Source organism: Streptomyces sp. NBC_00878 (assembly GCF_026341515.1).
In the GTDB taxonomy this organism is placed as follows: domain Bacteria; phylum Actinomycetota; class Actinomycetes; order Streptomycetales; family Streptomycetaceae; genus Streptomyces.
This window is the reverse complement of record NZ_JAPEOK010000001.1, coordinates 7,840,128-7,855,473: the sequence shown is the minus strand read 5'-3', so window position 1 is coordinate 7,855,473 and position 15,346 is coordinate 7,840,128. Positions and strand designations below refer to the sequence as shown.

General features: G+C 70.5%; 15 protein-coding genes. 7 read left to right on the top strand and 8 right to left on the bottom strand.

Going from position 1 to position 15,346, the window contains the following annotated elements; all coding sequences use genetic code 11:
• The first annotated feature begins 1 nt into the window (after position 1).
• Complete coding sequence (efeU, locus tag OHA11_RS34075) at positions 2-850, top strand: iron uptake transporter permease EfeU (protein ID WP_266502877.1); 849 nt, start codon at positions 2-4, stop codon at positions 848-850.
• A 161-nt stretch (positions 851-1,011) separates the two neighbouring features.
• A complete protein-coding gene (locus tag OHA11_RS34070; RefSeq protein ID WP_266502875.1) occupies positions 1,012-2,016 on the top strand; it encodes a hypothetical protein in 1,005 nt (334 codons plus the stop codon).
• A gap of 132 nt (positions 2,017-2,148) precedes the next feature.
• Here the strand turns inward: OHA11_RS34070 and OHA11_RS34065 are convergent, their stop codons facing one another.
• Complete coding sequence (locus OHA11_RS34065) at positions 2,149-2,886, bottom strand: bifunctional DNA primase/polymerase (RefSeq protein WP_266502873.1); 738 nt, start codon at positions 2,884-2,886, stop codon at positions 2,149-2,151.
• 229 nt (positions 2,887-3,115) lie between these two features.
• Positions 3,116-3,772, bottom strand: coding sequence for a TetR/AcrR family transcriptional regulator (locus tag OHA11_RS34060; RefSeq protein WP_266502872.1), 657 nt, complete (start codon positions 3,770-3,772; stop codon positions 3,116-3,118).
• Positions 3,773-3,935: 163 nt separating this feature from the next.
• Between OHA11_RS34060 and OHA11_RS34055 the strand changes: the two genes are divergently transcribed.
• Together OHA11_RS34055 and OHA11_RS34050 are read left to right on the top strand one after the other, a co-directional pair.
• Entirely contained in the window at positions 3,936-4,202 is a 267-nt protein-coding gene (locus OHA11_RS34055) for a DUF6243 family protein (RefSeq protein WP_266507648.1), read from the top strand.
• Positions 4,203-4,435: 233 nt separating this feature from the next.
• A complete protein-coding gene (locus OHA11_RS34050) occupies positions 4,436-4,651 on the top strand; it encodes a DUF6243 family protein (protein WP_266502870.1) in 216 nt (71 codons plus the stop codon).
• A 307-nt stretch (positions 4,652-4,958) separates the two neighbouring features.
• Here OHA11_RS34050 and OHA11_RS34045 read toward each other — a convergent pair whose 3' ends face one another.
• From OHA11_RS34045 to OHA11_RS34035, 3 genes are all read right to left on the bottom strand, one after another.
• The gene (locus OHA11_RS34045; RefSeq protein ID WP_266502869.1) at positions 4,959-6,029 is read right to left on the bottom strand and encodes a small ribosomal subunit Rsm22 family protein; all 1,071 of its coding nucleotides are present in this window, start codon (positions 6,027-6,029) and stop codon (positions 4,959-4,961) included.
• Between the two features lie 293 nt (positions 6,030-6,322).
• Positions 6,323-7,504: a serine hydrolase gene (locus OHA11_RS34040; RefSeq protein ID WP_266502867.1), complete on the bottom strand. Its 1,182-nt coding sequence runs from the start codon at positions 7,502-7,504 to the stop codon at positions 6,323-6,325.
• Positions 7,456-8,850 (bottom strand): multidrug effflux MFS transporter, encoded by a 1,395-nt coding sequence (locus tag OHA11_RS34035; protein WP_266502865.1) that lies wholly within the window; start codon positions 8,848-8,850, stop codon positions 7,456-7,458. Before OHA11_RS34035 ends, OHA11_RS34040 begins: the two co-directional genes overlap by 49 nt.
• A gap of 135 nt (positions 8,851-8,985) precedes the next feature.
• On the opposite strand from OHA11_RS34035, the gene OHA11_RS34030 reads away from it, so the two are divergent.
• Positions 8,986-9,990: a Gfo/Idh/MocA family protein gene (locus tag OHA11_RS34030; protein WP_266502864.1), complete on the top strand. Its 1,005-nt coding sequence runs from the start codon at positions 8,986-8,988 to the stop codon at positions 9,988-9,990.
• Positions 9,991-10,122: 132 nt separating this feature from the next.
• On the opposite strand, the gene OHA11_RS34025 is transcribed toward OHA11_RS34030, so the two are convergent.
• Positions 10,123-11,769 (bottom strand): alkaline phosphatase, encoded by a 1,647-nt coding sequence (locus OHA11_RS34025; protein WP_266502862.1) that lies wholly within the window; start codon positions 11,767-11,769, stop codon positions 10,123-10,125.
• 143 nt (positions 11,770-11,912) lie between these two features.
• On the opposite strand from OHA11_RS34025, the gene OHA11_RS34020 reads away from it, so the two are divergent.
• Positions 11,913-12,731 carry an SDR family oxidoreductase gene (locus OHA11_RS34020; protein WP_266502860.1) on the top strand — a complete coding sequence of 273 codons (819 nt, stop codon included), beginning with the start codon at positions 11,913-11,915 and terminating at the stop codon, positions 12,729-12,731.
• A 400-nt stretch (positions 12,732-13,131) separates the two neighbouring features.
• Here the strand turns inward: OHA11_RS34020 and OHA11_RS34015 are convergent, their stop codons facing one another.
• Together OHA11_RS34015 and OHA11_RS34010 are read right to left on the bottom strand one after the other, a co-directional pair.
• Complete coding sequence (locus OHA11_RS34015) at positions 13,132-14,145, bottom strand: aldo/keto reductase (protein WP_266502858.1); 1,014 nt, start codon at positions 14,143-14,145, stop codon at positions 13,132-13,134.
• 109 nt (positions 14,146-14,254) lie between these two features.
• Positions 14,255-14,581, bottom strand: coding sequence for a nuclear transport factor 2 family protein (locus OHA11_RS34010; RefSeq protein WP_266502857.1), 327 nt, complete (start codon positions 14,579-14,581; stop codon positions 14,255-14,257).
• A gap of 176 nt (positions 14,582-14,757) precedes the next feature.
• On the opposite strand from OHA11_RS34010, the gene OHA11_RS34005 reads away from it, so the two are divergent.
• On the top strand, positions 14,758-15,345 hold the full coding sequence (locus OHA11_RS34005) for a DoxX family membrane protein (protein ID WP_266502855.1): 588 nt from the start codon (positions 14,758-14,760) through the stop codon (positions 15,343-15,345).
• The last annotated feature ends 1 nt before the right edge of the window (position 15,346 follow it).

Sequence of the window (15,346 nt, the reverse complement as noted above, 5' to 3'; positions counted from 1 at the left end):
CGTGTTCGCGAACTATCTGATCGGCCTGCGCGAGGGCCTGGAAGCCAGCCTCGTCGTCTGCATCCTCATCGCGTACCTGGTGAAGACGGAACGGCGGGACGCCCTGAAGCCGATCTGGATCGGCATCGGCGTCGCGGTGGGACTCTCCCTCGGCTTCGGCTGCGCGCTCGAATTCGGCTCCCAGGAGCTGACGTTCGAGGCGCAGGAGGCGCTCGGCGGCTCGTTGTCGATCATCGCGGTCGGCCTGGTCACATGGATGGTCTTCTGGATGCGGCGTACGGCCCGCCACCTGAAGGCCGACCTGCACGGCAAGCTCGACGCGGCGCTGCGGATGGGCACGGGCGCGCTGGTCGCGACCGCGTTCCTGGCCGTGGGACGCGAGGGCCTGGAGACGTCCCTGTTCGTCTGGACGTCCGTACGCGCGTCCAGCGACGGCACCGAAGGCCCGCTGATCGGCGTCCTGCTGGGCATCGCGACCGCGGTCGTGCTCGGCCACCTCTTCTACCGGGGCGCCCTGCGCATCAACCTCGCGAAGTTCTTCACCTGGACCGGCGTCATGCTGGTCGTCGTGGCCGCGGGTGTCCTCGCGTACGGCTTCCACGACCTCCAGGAGGCGGACTTCCTGCCGGGTCTGACGAACAAGGCCTTCGACATCAGCGAGACGATCCCGCCGGACAGCTGGTACGGCACGCTTCTCAAGGGCATCTTCAACTTCCAGCCGGATCCGACGGTTCTCCAAGTCGTCGTGTGGTCCCTGTACTTGGTACCGACCCTCGCCTTCTTCCTGGCGCCTTCGCGGCCGCACAAGGACAGGGCGAAGGCGGCGGCACCGGTGCGCGAAGAGGTCTGAGACGGACGTTGGGAAGAGGCCTGAGACGGACGTTGGGGGGATGATTGGGGCATCGCGGGGCGCGATAGATCACAGTGCGGGCGCGGTACGTGATCCCGCCGTCCGCGTGCTTGCCGGCCCCGGTAGGGTTCCCCTCCGGGAAGGGGAAGGTGACGGTACCGATGAGCAGGGATCACGGCCCTCGTAGGCCTCGCAGGCTCGGCCGGAGCGCGCTGACGGCGGCGTCGGTGACCGTGCTGTCGGTGACGGCGAGCGGGTGCGTGGTGGTGCACGGGGAACGGGAGGTCCTCCCCGGGGCCACGAAGCCCGAGGCCGCCCGTGCGCTGGAGGACTTCACCGCCGCCTACAACGAGGCCAACGGCGCCAACAACCCTTCCCTGGACGCCGACCGGGTCACCGGCGCGCTCGGTGACATCGACGGCGCGAAGCTGAAGGCCGGCAGTACGAACCAGCCGGGCGGCAACCCGAGCTACGTACCGCTGAAGCTGACCGACACCGAGTTCACGATCCCGGCGAAGGCGGGCTGGCCGCGCTGGTTCGTCACCGAGTCGAAGGCCAACAAGGGCCGTGGCGAGGACCGTTGGCTGCTGGTGTTCACCCGGGGCGATGCGAACGACGTGTGGCAGGTCTCGTATCTGACGATCGTCGCCGCCGACGAGGTACCGGACTTCAAGAAGGACAAGGACGGCTGGGCGGAGCCGGTCAGGGCGACCGCGGCGGACCTGGCGGTCGCGCCCAGGAACCTCCCCCAGGACTACGCGACCTACCTCAAGGACGGCGGCGTCACTTTCGCTGCGGGCACGCACACCACGAAGTGGCGCGCCGACCGCACGAAGAACGCGAGCCGTCCGGGCCTCGCCCAGCAGTACATCGACGAGCCCGTGACCTCGGGCGACTACGCCCCGGTGGGCCTGCGCACCACCGACGGCGGCGCCCTGGTCTTCTTCACCACCCGCCACTTCCAGAAGCAGACAGCGGCCCAGGGCGTCCCCATCAACGTCACCAACGCCGACGTCAAAGCCCTGATGACAGGCGACCCGAACCAGTCCCTCACCCTGGAATCCATCTCCAACCAGGCAGTACTGGACCCTCCGAGGACCGCGACAAACCAACAGGTGGAATTCCTGGGCAGAATCCAGGGCTTGACGGCGGCGAAGGGCGAGTAGACCGAGCAGGGGCGGCCCGAAGGGGACGCTTTTAGGGGCGCGGGGAACTGCGCGACCAGCCACAGACAGCCTGCGGACAAAGCAATCAGCGAGGGCGGGTCGGGGCGTCAGCCCCGGGCGGTACGGGGGACGTCAGCCCCGAAGGGGCCACGCCGCAACATGGTCCCGCTCTTCCCCCGCATACCGAGCACACTCATCGGTAAGCACCTCAAGCAACGACAAAGGATCCGGCAGCCCATGCTCCGGCCCCCGCACCCACTCCACCGCCAACTCCCCCGGCAACCGCGCCGGAGGCACCAGCACATACGACCCACGGCAGTGCCACCGCAGCCCGGGATGCTCGTCCATCGTCTCGGGATGACAGTCCAACTCGCAGGGCCACCACTCGTCCTCGTCCTCGGGCGTACCGCGAGTGGCGGTGAAGAAGAGCATCCGGTCACCCCCGGACACCGCGACGGGCCCGACCTCGACCCCGAGGGCGAGCAACCGCTCCAGCGCCTCCTGCCCGGCCTCCAACGGAACGTCCAGCACGTCATGCACCATGCCGGTCGCGGTGATGAAGTTGGCCAGCGGCTGATGCCGGGCCCACCGCTCGATCTGTGCCCGGTCGGTGGTGGACTGCGTCTGCCAGGCGAAGGACACGGGGTGCCGCGCGGGGGTGGGACACCCGACACGGTCACAGGAACATCGGTACGCGGAGGGGTGGGCGGCGGGCGCGAGCGGCAGCCCGGCTCCGGCGGCGGCAAGCAGCAGTTCCTCACGGCCCGTGGCCTCGTCCGCGGCGTCGGCCGCCGAGGGACGTCTGCGACCGCGCAGCCACTGGGAGATCCTGCCCTGCCCGCCCGAGTGGCGGCCCATCTCTGCGCTCATCGATCCCCTCGCCTCGCTATCGTGCGGTCAGCATGCCCTATGGTCCCACCATCCTGCGCTCTGGGGGGCCGGAGCCCACATCCGGGGTAGGTGGGACGATGCCCGACCGGGCCATCGATCGAGTGCCATTGCATGCTTTGAGGCGATTTGCCCACCCCCGGTGTCGACATGGTCACACGGACTGCGCCGACAACTGTCACGGGCGGGTGGGGGATCGGCGGGCGACGGGTCAGCGCGGGGCGAGGCCGTGGAGGGCGTACTCGACGAGCTTGTCCGTGTACTCGTACGTGATGGGGCCCGTGTACTGGAGCCAGCGCTGGGCGAGCGGCGAGACGAAGAGTTCCAGGGCGATGCGCGGGTCGATGTCGGCGCGCACAGCGCCCTGTTCCTGGGCGGACCGCAGGCGCTTCACGTACAACTGGAGCTGGGGTTCGAGGAGTTTGCCGACGAACTCCCGGCCGACCTCTTCGTTGACGACGCCCTCGGCGGCCAGAGCCCGTGACGGGGCCTCGAACTTGGGGTCGAGCAGTTCGTCGACCGTGGCCCTCAGCACGAGCTTGAGGTCGGCTTCCAGATCGCCGGTATCGGGGATCTCGTACATCGCCTGCTCCCCGATGACCTCCGGCCGGGCGGCCGCCTCCGCCGCCTGGGCGCTCAGATCGATGAACGCCTCCAGCAGGACGTCGGCCTTCGACGACCACCACCGGTAGATCGTCTGCTTGCCGACGCCCGCGCGTGCGGCGATGCCCTCGATGGTGGTCTTGGGGTAACCGATCTCGGACACGAGGGCGAGGGCGGCGTCGTAGATCGCGCGGCGGGACTTCTCGCTGCGGCGACTGGAGTCGGGGGCGGACTTCTGCGGGGGCTGGGCGGACTTTTGGGCCATGCGTCGAATTTATCAGGTTGACAAGACGGTACGTCTCGCCGGACAGTGATGAGACATATTCGAGACGAACCGTCTCGTTACGCAAGGCGATACACAAGGCGATACACAAGGTGAGTCGCAGAGCGAGAGGAGACCTGTCGTGAGCCGAGGTGGATCCGGAAACATGCTCGGAGTCGGCGGCACCCGCAGCAACCTGGGCCGCAAGGCGCTGCGCGGCGGCGGCCGAGGCAAGCCCGTCGGCGCGGGACTCGACCCACAGGCCCAGAAACGGGAACTGCTGCGCAAGCTCCAGGAAAGCCGTACGGCCCGGGAGAACGCGACGCAGGCGGACTCGACCCGGGAGGACGCGACCCGGGAGAACGCGACCCGGGAAGAGACGGCCCTCGACGCACGGGACGCGCGGGAGGACCCGACCGGCGAGACGTCCTGAACAGCGACAGAATCAGTTGACCCCAGACGCTCGCCGAAGGCCCGGCCGATGCCGGGGCGGCGAAAAGGTTGGTGTGCGGGGCCGACGGAACCGGGTAACGTCTTTGCCATGTTCTTCCAGACGCCGATTTACGAGTGAGAGCGTGACGGGCCCCTGCTGACGTCCTTCGACGTCGCCGCCCGTCCCCCACCGATGAATCCGTAGATCACTTCACTTCACTACCGGGAGAACCCGTGACCGTGAGCAAGAACATCAACAACCCCGTGGGCATGGGCGGCGGCCAGCGCAAGAAGCTGTCCCGCGCCGAACGGCAGAACAACGGTCCGTACCGCAACCTCGACCGCCAGAGTGCAGCCGACCAGAAGGCGGAGCTGGTGCGCAAGATGCGCGAGAAGGCAGGCGCAGCCGAGGGTGCCGGGCAGGCGGGCGACGACACCGCACAGAGCTGACGCACCGCCGCCGCAGGGGGGCACCGCACGGGGCAGGGCCCGGACCGCGACGAGCGGTCCGGGCCCTGCTGCCGTATCGGGGCTCCGCTGCCGTATCGGGGCTCCGCTGCCGTACCGGGGCCCTGCTGCCGCACCGGGCGCGGCCGGTCCCGCTCAGCTCTCGACCGACCACCCGCGTCTCAGCCGACCACCCGGGCAGCCTCAGATTCGGCAGCCCCGCCACCGCCACTACTCCGAGCTGCAACAGCAGCTCAGCCCGTTCCCCGTGCCCGGCCCGGGCGACACTGCGGCCAAGGCGGGACAAGCCTTAGTCCGAGGACCCGGCGGGCCCGGAAGGCTCAGCGGGTTCGGCGAGGGCCGTCGGCGGCCAGGCGTCGCCCCAGTCCGCGTCGCGGGCCGCTTTGTAGAGGAGGCCGTGGCGCTTCGTCACGGTCGAGCGGCGCAACTGCTCCTCGGCCTCGCACAGGTCGAGGAGCACCTGCCCCTTACGGACCTGCGGCCGCCGTACGACCCGGGACGGGGCGGGGACGGGGGCGGAAGTCGAGGTCGAGATGGAGGTCGCTGGGAAGCGGGCGGCGGCGACGTAGCTGAACTTCTCGTCCTCGTACGCCAGTGAGCCGCCCTTGACCTGCCGGTGCAGCGAGGAACGGCTGACCCGGGCCGAGAAGTGACACCAGTCCTCGCCGGGGACGATCGGGCAGGCGGCGCTGTGCGGGCAGGGGGCGGCGATGCGGAAGCCGGCGCCGATGAGCCGGTCGCGGGCCTCGATGACGCGGGCGTATCCGTCCGGTGTGCCGGGCTCGATGATCACGACGGCCTGGGCGGCGGTCGCGGCGGCGTCCACGACGGCTGAGCGGGCCTGCTCGGTGAGCTCGCCGAGGACGTACGACACCGTGACGAGATCAGTGCTCTCGATAGTGAGCGCCGCTCCGATACGAGAGCGGTGCCACTCGGCCGACTTCAACAACGGGTTCCGCGAGGCGAGTTCACGGCCGAGGGCGAGTGCGGGTTCGGCCCAGTCGAGCACGGTCACCGGCCGCTCCTCGGGCCAGGTGGCGTTCACGGCCCAGGTCGCCGCGCCCGTCCCGCCGCCGATGTCCACCTGACTGCCCGGCGCCCATTCCGGCACGACGTCCGCGAAGGCGTCGAGCGCGGCCCGCACCGCCTCGAAGGTCGCGGGCATCCGGTACGCGGCGTACGCGGCCACGTCCGCGCGGTCGCGCAGGATCGGGGCGTCGGTCGGGGTGATCCCCCGATAGTTCGCGATCAGCCGCTCGACGGCCTGCGCGGCCGCTTTCGGCGGCAGCCCGTCGAGCAGCCCCGCCAGGGCCACGCGCAGGGTCTCAGCTGGGGAGAGTCGGGAAACTGGGGCGGTCACGGGGGAATTCTACGAGGGGCGCCGGAGTGAGCCGGGTGAGCAGCGCTCACAGAAGAGAGCAGTGATCACGCACGGGAGCACTGCTCACAAATGCACGCGGCACCGCCTGTCGAGAGCACTGACCACAACCCGGAGCGCTGCTCACGCGTCAGAACATCGCTCACGAACCAGCGCGGTGCCGACCATCGAGAACACTGATCACGGCCCAGAGCGCCGCTCACATGTCAGAGCACTGCTCTCCGGCCGGAGCGCCGCTCACAAATCAGAGCCCCGCTCACCATGACACGCCCCGCTCACGCCACCCCCCGTACCGCCCGCGCCAGCCACGTCCCCGCCCTCGCCCGGGGGCCGTTGTCCGGGGGCCTGCGGCGCGGGTGGACCGTGTTCGCCAGGAGTACCAGGAACGTGTCCGTCGACGGGTCCAGCACCAGTGACGTACCCGTGAAGCCCGTGTGGCCCGCGGCGCCGTGGCCGGCGAGGTCGCCCATGAACCAGGGCTGGTCGAGGGCGAAGCCGAGGCCGGGCGGTGAGAGGAGGAGTTCGACGTGGTCGGGGCCGAGGATGCGGGCGGTGCCGTAGGAACCGCCCGCCAGCAGCGTGCGGCAGAAGACCGCCAGATCGCCCGCCGTCGAGAAGAGGCCGGCGTGACCGGCGACGCCGCCGAGCGCCCAGGCGTTCTCGTCGTGGACCTCGCCCCGCAGCATCCCCCGGTCCGCCTTGGCCCAGGGCCGTCGCTGGTCCTCGGTCGCGGCCGCGCCCGGGCAGGGTCCGAACGCGGTGGCCGTCATCCCGAGCGGCCGGGTGATGCCGTCCCGGACGAGGACGTCCAGCGGGCTCCGGGTGATCCGTTCCAGAACGTGCTGGAGGAGCAGCATGTTGAGGTCCGAGTAGCCGTACACCTCGCCCGGCGGAGTCAGCGGCCGCTCGGCCCGCAGCAGGGCGAGCCGCGCCCTGCTGTCCCGGCAGTCGTACAGCGGGAGTTCGGGCCGCAGCCCGGAGGTGTGGGTGAGCAGGTGCCGCACGGTGATCCCGTACTCGACGGCCGCGACGAAGTCCGGCAGATACGCTCCGACCCGCGCGTCGACGCCGAGTGTGCCGCGCTCCAGCTGCTGCGCCGCGGCCACGGTCGTGAAGAGCTTCGTGAGGGACGCCAGGTCGAAGACGGTGTCCGCGGTCATCGGGACGCGGGCCTCGCGCGCCAGCTCCACACCCGTGTCGGTCGCCTCGTCGTAGGCGGCGTACCGCACGGCCCACCCCACCGCCTCCTCGACGGCGATCACGGGTCCGCGTCCGGCGACCAGTACGGCGCCCGCGGCCCAGGGCCGGTCCCCGTCGGTGAGCCGCCGGAACTCCCGTACGAGACGGTCCAGTTCGCCGGGGTCCAGCCCGGCTCGTTCCGGTGTGCCGGGGCGCAGTCGCGGTGCGCTCAGCTCGCCACTCCCTTCGCGTCCGCCTGTATCCGCCAGGGACGGCACAGTCCCACGAAGCAGCCGACGGCCACCAGTGAACACGCCAGTTGGACGACGGCCATCGGGACCGCGGTGTGCTCACCTGCGATGCCGACCAGGGGTGTGGCGAGCGCGCCGACGAGGAAGGAGGACGTACCGAGCAGCGCGGAGGCGGAGCCCGCGGCGTGCCGGGTGCGCATGAGGGCGAGCGCGTTGGTGTTGGGCATGCACAGGGTCATCGCGGACATGAGGACGAACAGGCCGACGGCGATCGGGACGAGGCCGACCTCGCCGAAGACCCCGCTCGCCATCAGCAGCAGCGCGGCCGAGGCGGTGGTGATGATCGCGAGGCCGACGGAGAGGACCTTGTCGAGGCTGACCCGGCCGACGAGCAGTTTGCCGTTGATCTGGCCGACGGCCACGAGGCCGATGGAGTTGACGCCGAAGAGGATGCTGTACGTCTGCGGGGAGGCGCCGTAGATCTCCTGGACCACGAACGGCGAGGCCGAGATGTACGCGAAGAGCGCCGCGAACGCGAAGCCGCCGGTGAGCATGTAGCCGGTGAAGACGCGGTCGGCGAGCAGTCCCCGCATGGTGCGCAGCGCTTCGACGGTGCCGCCGCTGTGGCGGTGCTCGGGCGCGAGCGTCTCGGGCAGCATCCGCCAGACGACGACGGTCAGTACGACACCGACGGCGGTGAGGATGTAGAAGACGCCTCGCCAGTCGGTGATCCGCAGTACCTGTCCGCCGATGAGCGGCGCGATGATCGGCGCGACCCCGGAGATGAGCATGAGCGTGGAGAAGAAGCGGGCCATGTCGACGCCGTCGTAGAGGTCGCGTACGACGGCCCGGGCGATCACGATTCCGGCGGCGCCCGCGAGGCCCTGGAGCAGCCGGAAGGCGACGAGGAGTTCGATGGTGGGCGCGAACGCGCACACGGCGGTGGCGACGATGTAGACGAGCAGCCCGGCGATCAGCGGCCGTCTGCGCCCCCACTTGTCGCTCATCGGGCCGACGACCAGTTGCCCGAGCGCCATCCCGGCGAGGCACGAGGTGAGCGTCAGCTGCACGGTGGCCGCGGACGCGTGCAGTGCGTCGGTGACCTCCGGGAGCGCCGGGAGGTACATGTCCATGGACAGCGGCGGTACGGCGGTGAGGCCGCCGAGGACGAGGGTGACGAGGAGCCCCACGGAACGGCGGGCCGTCGGCGGCGGTACGGGCAGCGGCACCGGCGGCACCGCGTCGGCGGTCGCGGCGGCGCCGGTCGCGGTCTCTTCGTTGACCGTCTCGGTTACGGCCTCGGCGACGGCCGCGCTCGGTATGTGCCCCTCCGGGCCGTCCTGGTCCCGCGTGGTGCGGCCACGCTCGGACATGTGCCCCTCCCTTTTTGTGGAATACGGCACCTATGCTCTCAGCTCGTACAGGTGGTCGAGACCATCGCGTCCGAGTCGTCGGCCACGTTCGGGGCCCCGGCTCGGTGATCGTGCTCATGGAGCGAGGGGTTGGGGATGGCGGGAGAACGCGTGCGGTGGGGTGTGCTGGCGACCGGCGGGATCGCCGCGGCGTTCACGGCGGATCTGATCGATCTGCCGGACGCCGAGGTCGTCGCGGTGGCGTCGCGCACCGAGGAGTCGGCGAAGGCGTTCGCGGAGCGGTTCGGGATATCCCGGGCGTACGGCGACTGGGAGGCCCTCGCGACGGACGAGGACGTGGATGTGGTGTACGTCGCGACTCCGCACTCGGCGCACCGGGCGGCGGCCGGGCTCTGTCTCGATGCGGGGCGGAACGTGCTGTGCGAGAAGGCGTTCACGCTGAACGCGCGCGAGGCGGAGGAGTTGGTCGGCCTCGCGAAGGAGCGCGGGAGCTTCCTGATGGAGGCCATGTGGATGTACTGCAACCCGCTGATCCGGCGTCTGAAGGCCCTGGTCGACGAGGGGGCGATCGGTGAGGTCCGCACGGTCCAGGCCGACTTCGGTCTTTCGGGGCCCTTCCCGCCCACCCACCGGCTGCGCGATCCGGCGCAGGGCGGCGGTGCGCTGCTGGACCTGGGCGTCTACCCGGTGTCGTTCGCGCACCTGCTGCTCGGGGAGCCTTCGGAGGTGCTGGCGAGAGCGGTGCTCTCCGACGAGAGCGTCGATCTCCAGACGGGAATGCTGCTCTCGTGGGAGAGCGGTGCTCTCGCTTCGTTGCACTGCTCTCTCGTCGGCGGCACGTCGACCTCCGCCTCCGTCACCGGTTCCGAGGGCCGCATCGACATCCCGTCCGGCTTCTTTCACGCCGACCGCTTCATACTGCACCGCGACGGCCGCGACCCGCAGGAGTTCACCGCGAGCGCGACCGACGGAACCCGCGCCGGCCTCAAGCACGAGGCGATCGAGGTCATGCGCTGCCTCCGCGCGGGCGAGACCGAGTCCCCCTTGGTCCCCCTGGACGGCACCCTGGCCGTCATGCGAACGCTCGACGCGGTACGGAACCGCGTCGGCGTCACGTATCCGGGCGAGGTGACCGACTGAGGCACGCCCCGGCTATCGGCTTCAGGGGCGCGGGGCAGTGCCATTTGCGGCTCCGCCGCGGGGCGCGCCCAGCCACGGACGGCCCGCGGCCAACGAACCACCCGCAGTCCCCCACCCCTCCCGCCGCGAGCGCTACGCAGGTTTCAACCCCTGATCCCCCACCTCGGTGACAAAGGACGCGGCGGTCGTGATCGCAGCCCCCGGCGTCGTCACGGCGGCCACCGTCTTGAAGTCCACCCGAGCAAGTTCCCGCCCGAGACGAACCGTCGAATACCCCCGATGCCCGTTGTAGTGCTTCATGTGCGGGTTGGCGGCAAGATAACCCGCCCAGTTGGCGGGCCGGGCGGCCCCGTTCTGCCCACTGGTGACCGACGTGGCGACGATCTCCGTACCCAGCGTCCGCGACCCCGGGTCGGCGAAGTCCTGCTTGATGTCGAAGGCGTAGGACACGTGGACGTCACCGGTGAGCACCATCAGGTTCTCCACACCGGCCGCCTCGGCCCCCGCGAGGAGACGCCTGCGGGAGGCGGGGTAGCCGTCCCAGGCATCCATGCTGAGGGTGGTGTTGCCGGCGGTGGCGTGGTTGCGGCGGGCGAAGACGACCTGCTGCGGTACGACGTTCCACAGCGCGTTCGACTGTTTCCAGCCGTCGGTCAGCCACCGCTCCTGGGCGAGCCCCGGCAGGGTCTGCGACTCGGCGTCCGACTCGGGGGTGGGCGTCTTCCAGCCGTCACCGTTCGCCTGGTCGGTGCGGTACTGCCGGGTGTCGAGGATGTCGAACTGCGCGAGCCGACCCCAGTTCAGACGGCGGTAGAGCCGCATGTCGGGGCCCTCGGGCCGCTGCGGGTGGCGCAGCGGCAGGTTCTCCCAGTACGAGCGGTACGCGGCGGCGCGGCGCAGCAGGAACTCCTCCGGCGGTACGTCGTTCTCGGGGATGCCGTCCGCGTAGTTGTTCTCGGTCTCGTGGTCGTCCCAGGTGACGACGAAGGGGTGCACGGCGTGCACGGCCTGTAGGTCGGGGTCGGTCTTGTAGAGGGCGTACCGCAGCCGGTAGTCCTCCAGCGTGATCGTCTCCCGGTTGAAGATGTCGGGCAGCACGCGGTCGGTGTAATTGCGGACGCCGCCCACGGAGTTGACCGCGTACTCGTACAGGTAGTCACCGACGTGGAAGACCACGTCGACGTCGTCCTCGGCGAGATGGCCGAACGGGGTGAAGTACCCGTCGTGGTACGCCTGGCAGGAGACCACGGCCAGCGTCAGTTCGGAGACGCCCGAGCGGGACGAGGGCGCGGTGCGGGTACGGGCGGTCTCGCTGACCCAACTGCCCACGCGGAAGCGGTAGTAGAAGACCCGGTCGGAGTCGAGGTGGCCGACCTCGACGTGTACGGAGTGGTGGAACTCGGGGTGGGCGACGGCCGCGCCGCGTCTGACGATGTGTCTGAAGCGTTCGTCGCGGGCCAACTCCCAGCGCACGATGACGCGTTGGGGCGGCAGACCGGAGTCGGCCTGGTACGGGGTGGGCGCGAGCCGGGTCCACAGCAGCACGGAGGTGGGCAGCGGGTCACCGGAGGCGACTCCGAGCGTGAAGGGGTTGTCGGTGATCTTCGCCGCGTCGAGTTCGGCGGCGCCCGCCACACCCGCGGTCGGCAGGTTGGTGGCGAAGGCGAGCGCGGCGGCCGCGCCCGTGACGGTGAGGAAGCGGCGGCGTCCGATGTGACGGGCGGCGGCGCGGAGTTCGGGGGCGTGGTGCGACTGATGCTGGTGGCCTGAGAGTGTCATCTGGCCCTCCCCTGACTGTTGTTGTCCTAGGTATTGGAGTGATCAGATTCGACGCCGGACTGTCACGTACACACCAGTCAGATGTCGGTCAGATGAGATCCGTATGGCGGAAGATCGCCTGTCCTCACGTACGCTGCGGGGCCATGAAATCCATGGGAACGAAGATCGCGATCGTGACGGGAGCGGGCTCGGGCATCGGCCGGGCGGTGGCCGTGGAGCTGGTGCGCACGGGCTGGTCGGTGGCGCTCGCGGGCCGCCGCGCGGAGCGCCTGGAGGAGACGGCGACGCTGGCGGAGGCGGCACTGGCCGAGGCTGGACCGGCGGAGACGGCGCTTCTCACCGAGCCGCCCGCGAAAGACGGCACGTCCCTGTGCGTGCGTACGGATGTCTCGCGGCCCGACGACGTGGCCGCGCTCTTCGCCGCCGTACGGGACCGCTTCGGGCGGCTCGACCTCCTCTTCAACAACGCGGGCACGTTCGGTCCGGGCGGTGTGCCCTTCGAGGAACTGCCGTACGAGGCCTGGCGTCACGTGGTCGGCACGAACCTCGACGGGGCGTTCCTGTGCGCGCAGGCGGCGTACCGGCAGATGAAGGACCAGGATCCGCAGGGCGGCCGGATCATCAACAACGGCTCGATCTCGGCGCACACACCCCGTCCGCAGTCGGCCGCGTACACGGCGACCAAGCACGCGCTGACCGGTCTCACGAAGTCGCTGTCGCTGGACGGGCGGCCGTACCGGATCGCCTGCGGGCAGATCGACATCGGCAACGCGGCGACGGACATGACGGAGCGGATGCAGACGGGGGCGCTGCAGGCGAACGGGGAGGTGGCGCCCGAGCCGGTGATGGACGTGGCGGACGTGGCTCGTACGGTGCGGCACATGGCGGAGTTGCCGTTGGAGGCGAATGTGCAGTTCGCGACGGTGCTTGCTACGGCTATGCCTTATGTGGGTCGGGGGTAGCTTCCGCCGGCTGTACGAAAAGTGCGGGTTGGGTGGGGCTGGTCGCATCCACGATGGGGGTCCCCCGCTCGAGCGCAGCCGAGAGTGGGGGAGAAGCCGAGAGTGAGGGAGGAGCCGCATATGGGCACAGCCCCGCGCCACTGAAGAGCTCGGACCAACCTGCACAAACGGAGGGCTTCACTCCGGACCATACCTGCCGGTTACAGGCCTATGCTCAACACTCCTCCACCAGAACTTCACATGTGGAGCACACGTCTTCCGTGCCATATCCAGGGGGAGGCGGCAGCCGTTCCGGGCGTACGGGCGGGAGGGGATCCCGCGTGGGACCGCGGGATTGTGGCCCGGGGCCACGGAACGGCTGCCCACAATCCGGACGCCTATCGCCCCAGCACTCCGTCGATCATCGCCCCAGCACTCCGTCGATCTCGGTCAACTGCCCTGCGCTGAGCGGGCCTTGGGCGAGTGCGCCCGCGTTCTCCTCGGCCTGGGCGACCGAGCGGAAGCCGGGGATGGGCACGGTGTGCGGGCTGCGGGCCCACAGCCAGGCGAGGGCGCCCTGGGCGAGCGTACGGCCGTCGCTGGTGAGGACGGACCGGAGAGCGTCGACGCGCGCGAGCCACTCGGGGTCGGCGCCGCCGCCGTCGCCGAAACCCGGGAGCCAGGCCGGCGGCCGACTGCGGATGTCGCCCGCTTCGAGGGACTGGCCGGGCCCACGCCTGCCGGTCAGCAACCCCATCGCCAGCGGACTGCGGTTGATGCTCGCGAGGCCCAACTGCGCGCAGAGCGCGAGCATTTCGGGCGCATCCTGGAGGACGTTGAGGCGATGCTGCACGGCCGCGCAGTGCTCACCCTCGGCGAAGACCGCGGCCCGCTCCGGGTCGTCGGTGCTCCACGCGTACGCGCGGACGAGTCCCTCACGGACGAACTCCTCGCAAACGTCCCGGAGTTGGGCGGCGCGCTCCGGATCGGCATCGGAGATGTGGAGTTGATACAGGTCGATGTAGTCGGTGTCCAGCCGCCGCAGTGAGGCGGTCAGCGCGCGCCGGGCGTACTCCGGGGAGTCGTCTTGGCCCACGGCGAGCCGCCGCTCCTCGTCGATGACGTTGCCCCACTTGGTCGCGACGACGACGTCGGTGCGCCGCTTGCCGAGCGCCCGCGCGAGGACACGCTCACTGTGTCCGGTGCCGTACGCGTCGGCCGTGTCGAAGAAGGTGACGCCGAGGTCGAGGGCGCGGCGGACGGCCCGTACGGACTCGTCGTCGTCGACCTTGCCCCAGCCGAGGGGCTGTCCGTCGGGCCTCGCCCACTCGCCGCCGATGGCCCAGCACCCGAACCCGAGGGCGCTCACCTCGATACCACTGCGCCCCAGAGTCCTGCGCCGGCCGCCGCTCCGTGTGCTTCCGCTGCTCTCCATGCCCATGAACGCTAGGAGTTGGAGTGCACACGAGGACAAGAGTGCGGGGACAGGACTTGCGGAGGCAGGACTTGGGGGCAGGACCGCGACGGCGGAATCGCGACCGTCGTTACGCCTGGCCGGTCTCGAAGCGGGAGATCCTGCCGCCGTCGTCGACGGTGAAGCTCCACCGCGTCCTCATCTCGCCCCAGGCATCATTGCTGTAGCGGGCGAGGAGGGCGAGGCCGCCGTCCGACTCGTTGTCGACCTCCATATGGCCGTGGGAGTCGAAGATCTCCCGCTCGGTCCAGTCGTCGAGGTCACGGTCCGAGCCGTCGTCGGACATGGTCGCGCCGGGTGCGAGGACGGCCCGGAAGGCGTCCCGGTCATGGGCGTTCACGGCGCTGACAAAGTCCCGGACGGCCGGGTTGTTGAGCTTGGCCACCTGAATCGTCATGTCCGCCGGACTCACACCGCCCGACCGCCCCCGCCACCCGAACGGCGGTGCGGACCAGGACCCGGGTGCCGGTTCGGTGCGACGGTGGGCAGGCGGCGTACGAGACAAAAGGGGCCGTTCGCGTGAGAACGGCCGACCGGGACACCGGCCGGGACATCCGAGGAGTGACGACAACCGTGACCTCTTTCGACCGACGTGACCTGGGACTGCTGCTGCTCCGCCTCGGTACGGGTGGAGTCCTCGCGGCGCACGGGACGCAGAAGCTCTTCGGCTGGTTCGGCGGGGGCGGGCTCTCCGGGACGGGCCGGTTCATGGAGTCCGTGGGGTACGCGCCCGGCAGGGCCAGCGCGACCGCGGCGGGCCTGGCGGAGGCGGGCGGCGGCACGCTCCTCGCGCTGGGCCTCGCGACCCCGGCGGCCGGCGCGGCGGCGGCCGGGGCGATGGCGGGCGCGTCGGCGGTGCACGCCCCGAACGGCTTCTTCAACGAGTCCGGCGGCTACGAACACACCGCGTCCCTGGGCCTCGCGGCGGCGGGCCTCGCCGTCGCAGGCCCCGGCCGGCTCTCCCTGGACCACGCCCTCGGCCACGCGGTCGACCGCGGCTGGATGGTGCCGGTCGCCCTCGCGTGCACGTCGGCCGCGGCGCTGGCCGTGGTGGGGCTCCGCGGCAAGCGACTGCGGAGCGAAAAGGAGGGCGAGCAGGGGGAGTTGTTCGACGAGGAGAGCTTGTCGCAGGGACCCACGCTGGTGCGACCGGGCTCGTGAC

What these genes read in the sequence shown, in the direction of transcription:
- OHA11_RS34070 (WP_266502875.1), top strand. Translation starts at nt 1,012, where the DNA reads ATGAGCAGGGATCACGGCCCTCGTAGGCCTCGCAGGCTCGGCCGGAGC.
- OHA11_RS34060 (WP_266502872.1), bottom strand. Translation starts at nt 3,772, where the DNA reads ATGGCCCAAAAGTCCGCCCAGCCCCCGCAGAAGTCCGCCCCCGACTCC.
- OHA11_RS34010 (WP_266502857.1), bottom strand. Translation starts at nt 14,581, where the DNA reads ATGACGATTCAGGTGGCCAAGCTCAACAACCCGGCCGTCCGGGACTTT.
- OHA11_RS34065 (WP_266502873.1), bottom strand. Translation starts at nt 2,886, where the DNA reads ATGAGCGCAGAGATGGGCCGCCACTCGGGCGGGCAGGGCAGGATCTCC.
- OHA11_RS34030 (WP_266502864.1), top strand. Translation starts at nt 8,986, where the DNA reads ATGGCGGGAGAACGCGTGCGGTGGGGTGTGCTGGCGACCGGCGGGATC.
- OHA11_RS34055 (WP_266507648.1), top strand. Translation starts at nt 3,936, where the DNA reads ATGCTCGGAGTCGGCGGCACCCGCAGCAACCTGGGCCGCAAGGCGCTG.
- OHA11_RS34015 (WP_266502858.1), bottom strand. Translation starts at nt 14,145, where the DNA reads ATGGAGAGCAGCGGAAGCACACGGAGCGGCGGCCGGCGCAGGACTCTG.
- OHA11_RS34020 (WP_266502860.1), top strand. Translation starts at nt 11,913, where the DNA reads ATGAAATCCATGGGAACGAAGATCGCGATCGTGACGGGAGCGGGCTCG.
- OHA11_RS34035 (WP_266502865.1), bottom strand. Translation starts at nt 8,850, where the DNA reads ATGTCCGAGCGTGGCCGCACCACGCGGGACCAGGACGGCCCGGAGGGG.
- OHA11_RS34025 (WP_266502862.1), bottom strand. Translation starts at nt 11,769, where the DNA reads ATGACACTCTCAGGCCACCAGCATCAGTCGCACCACGCCCCCGAACTC.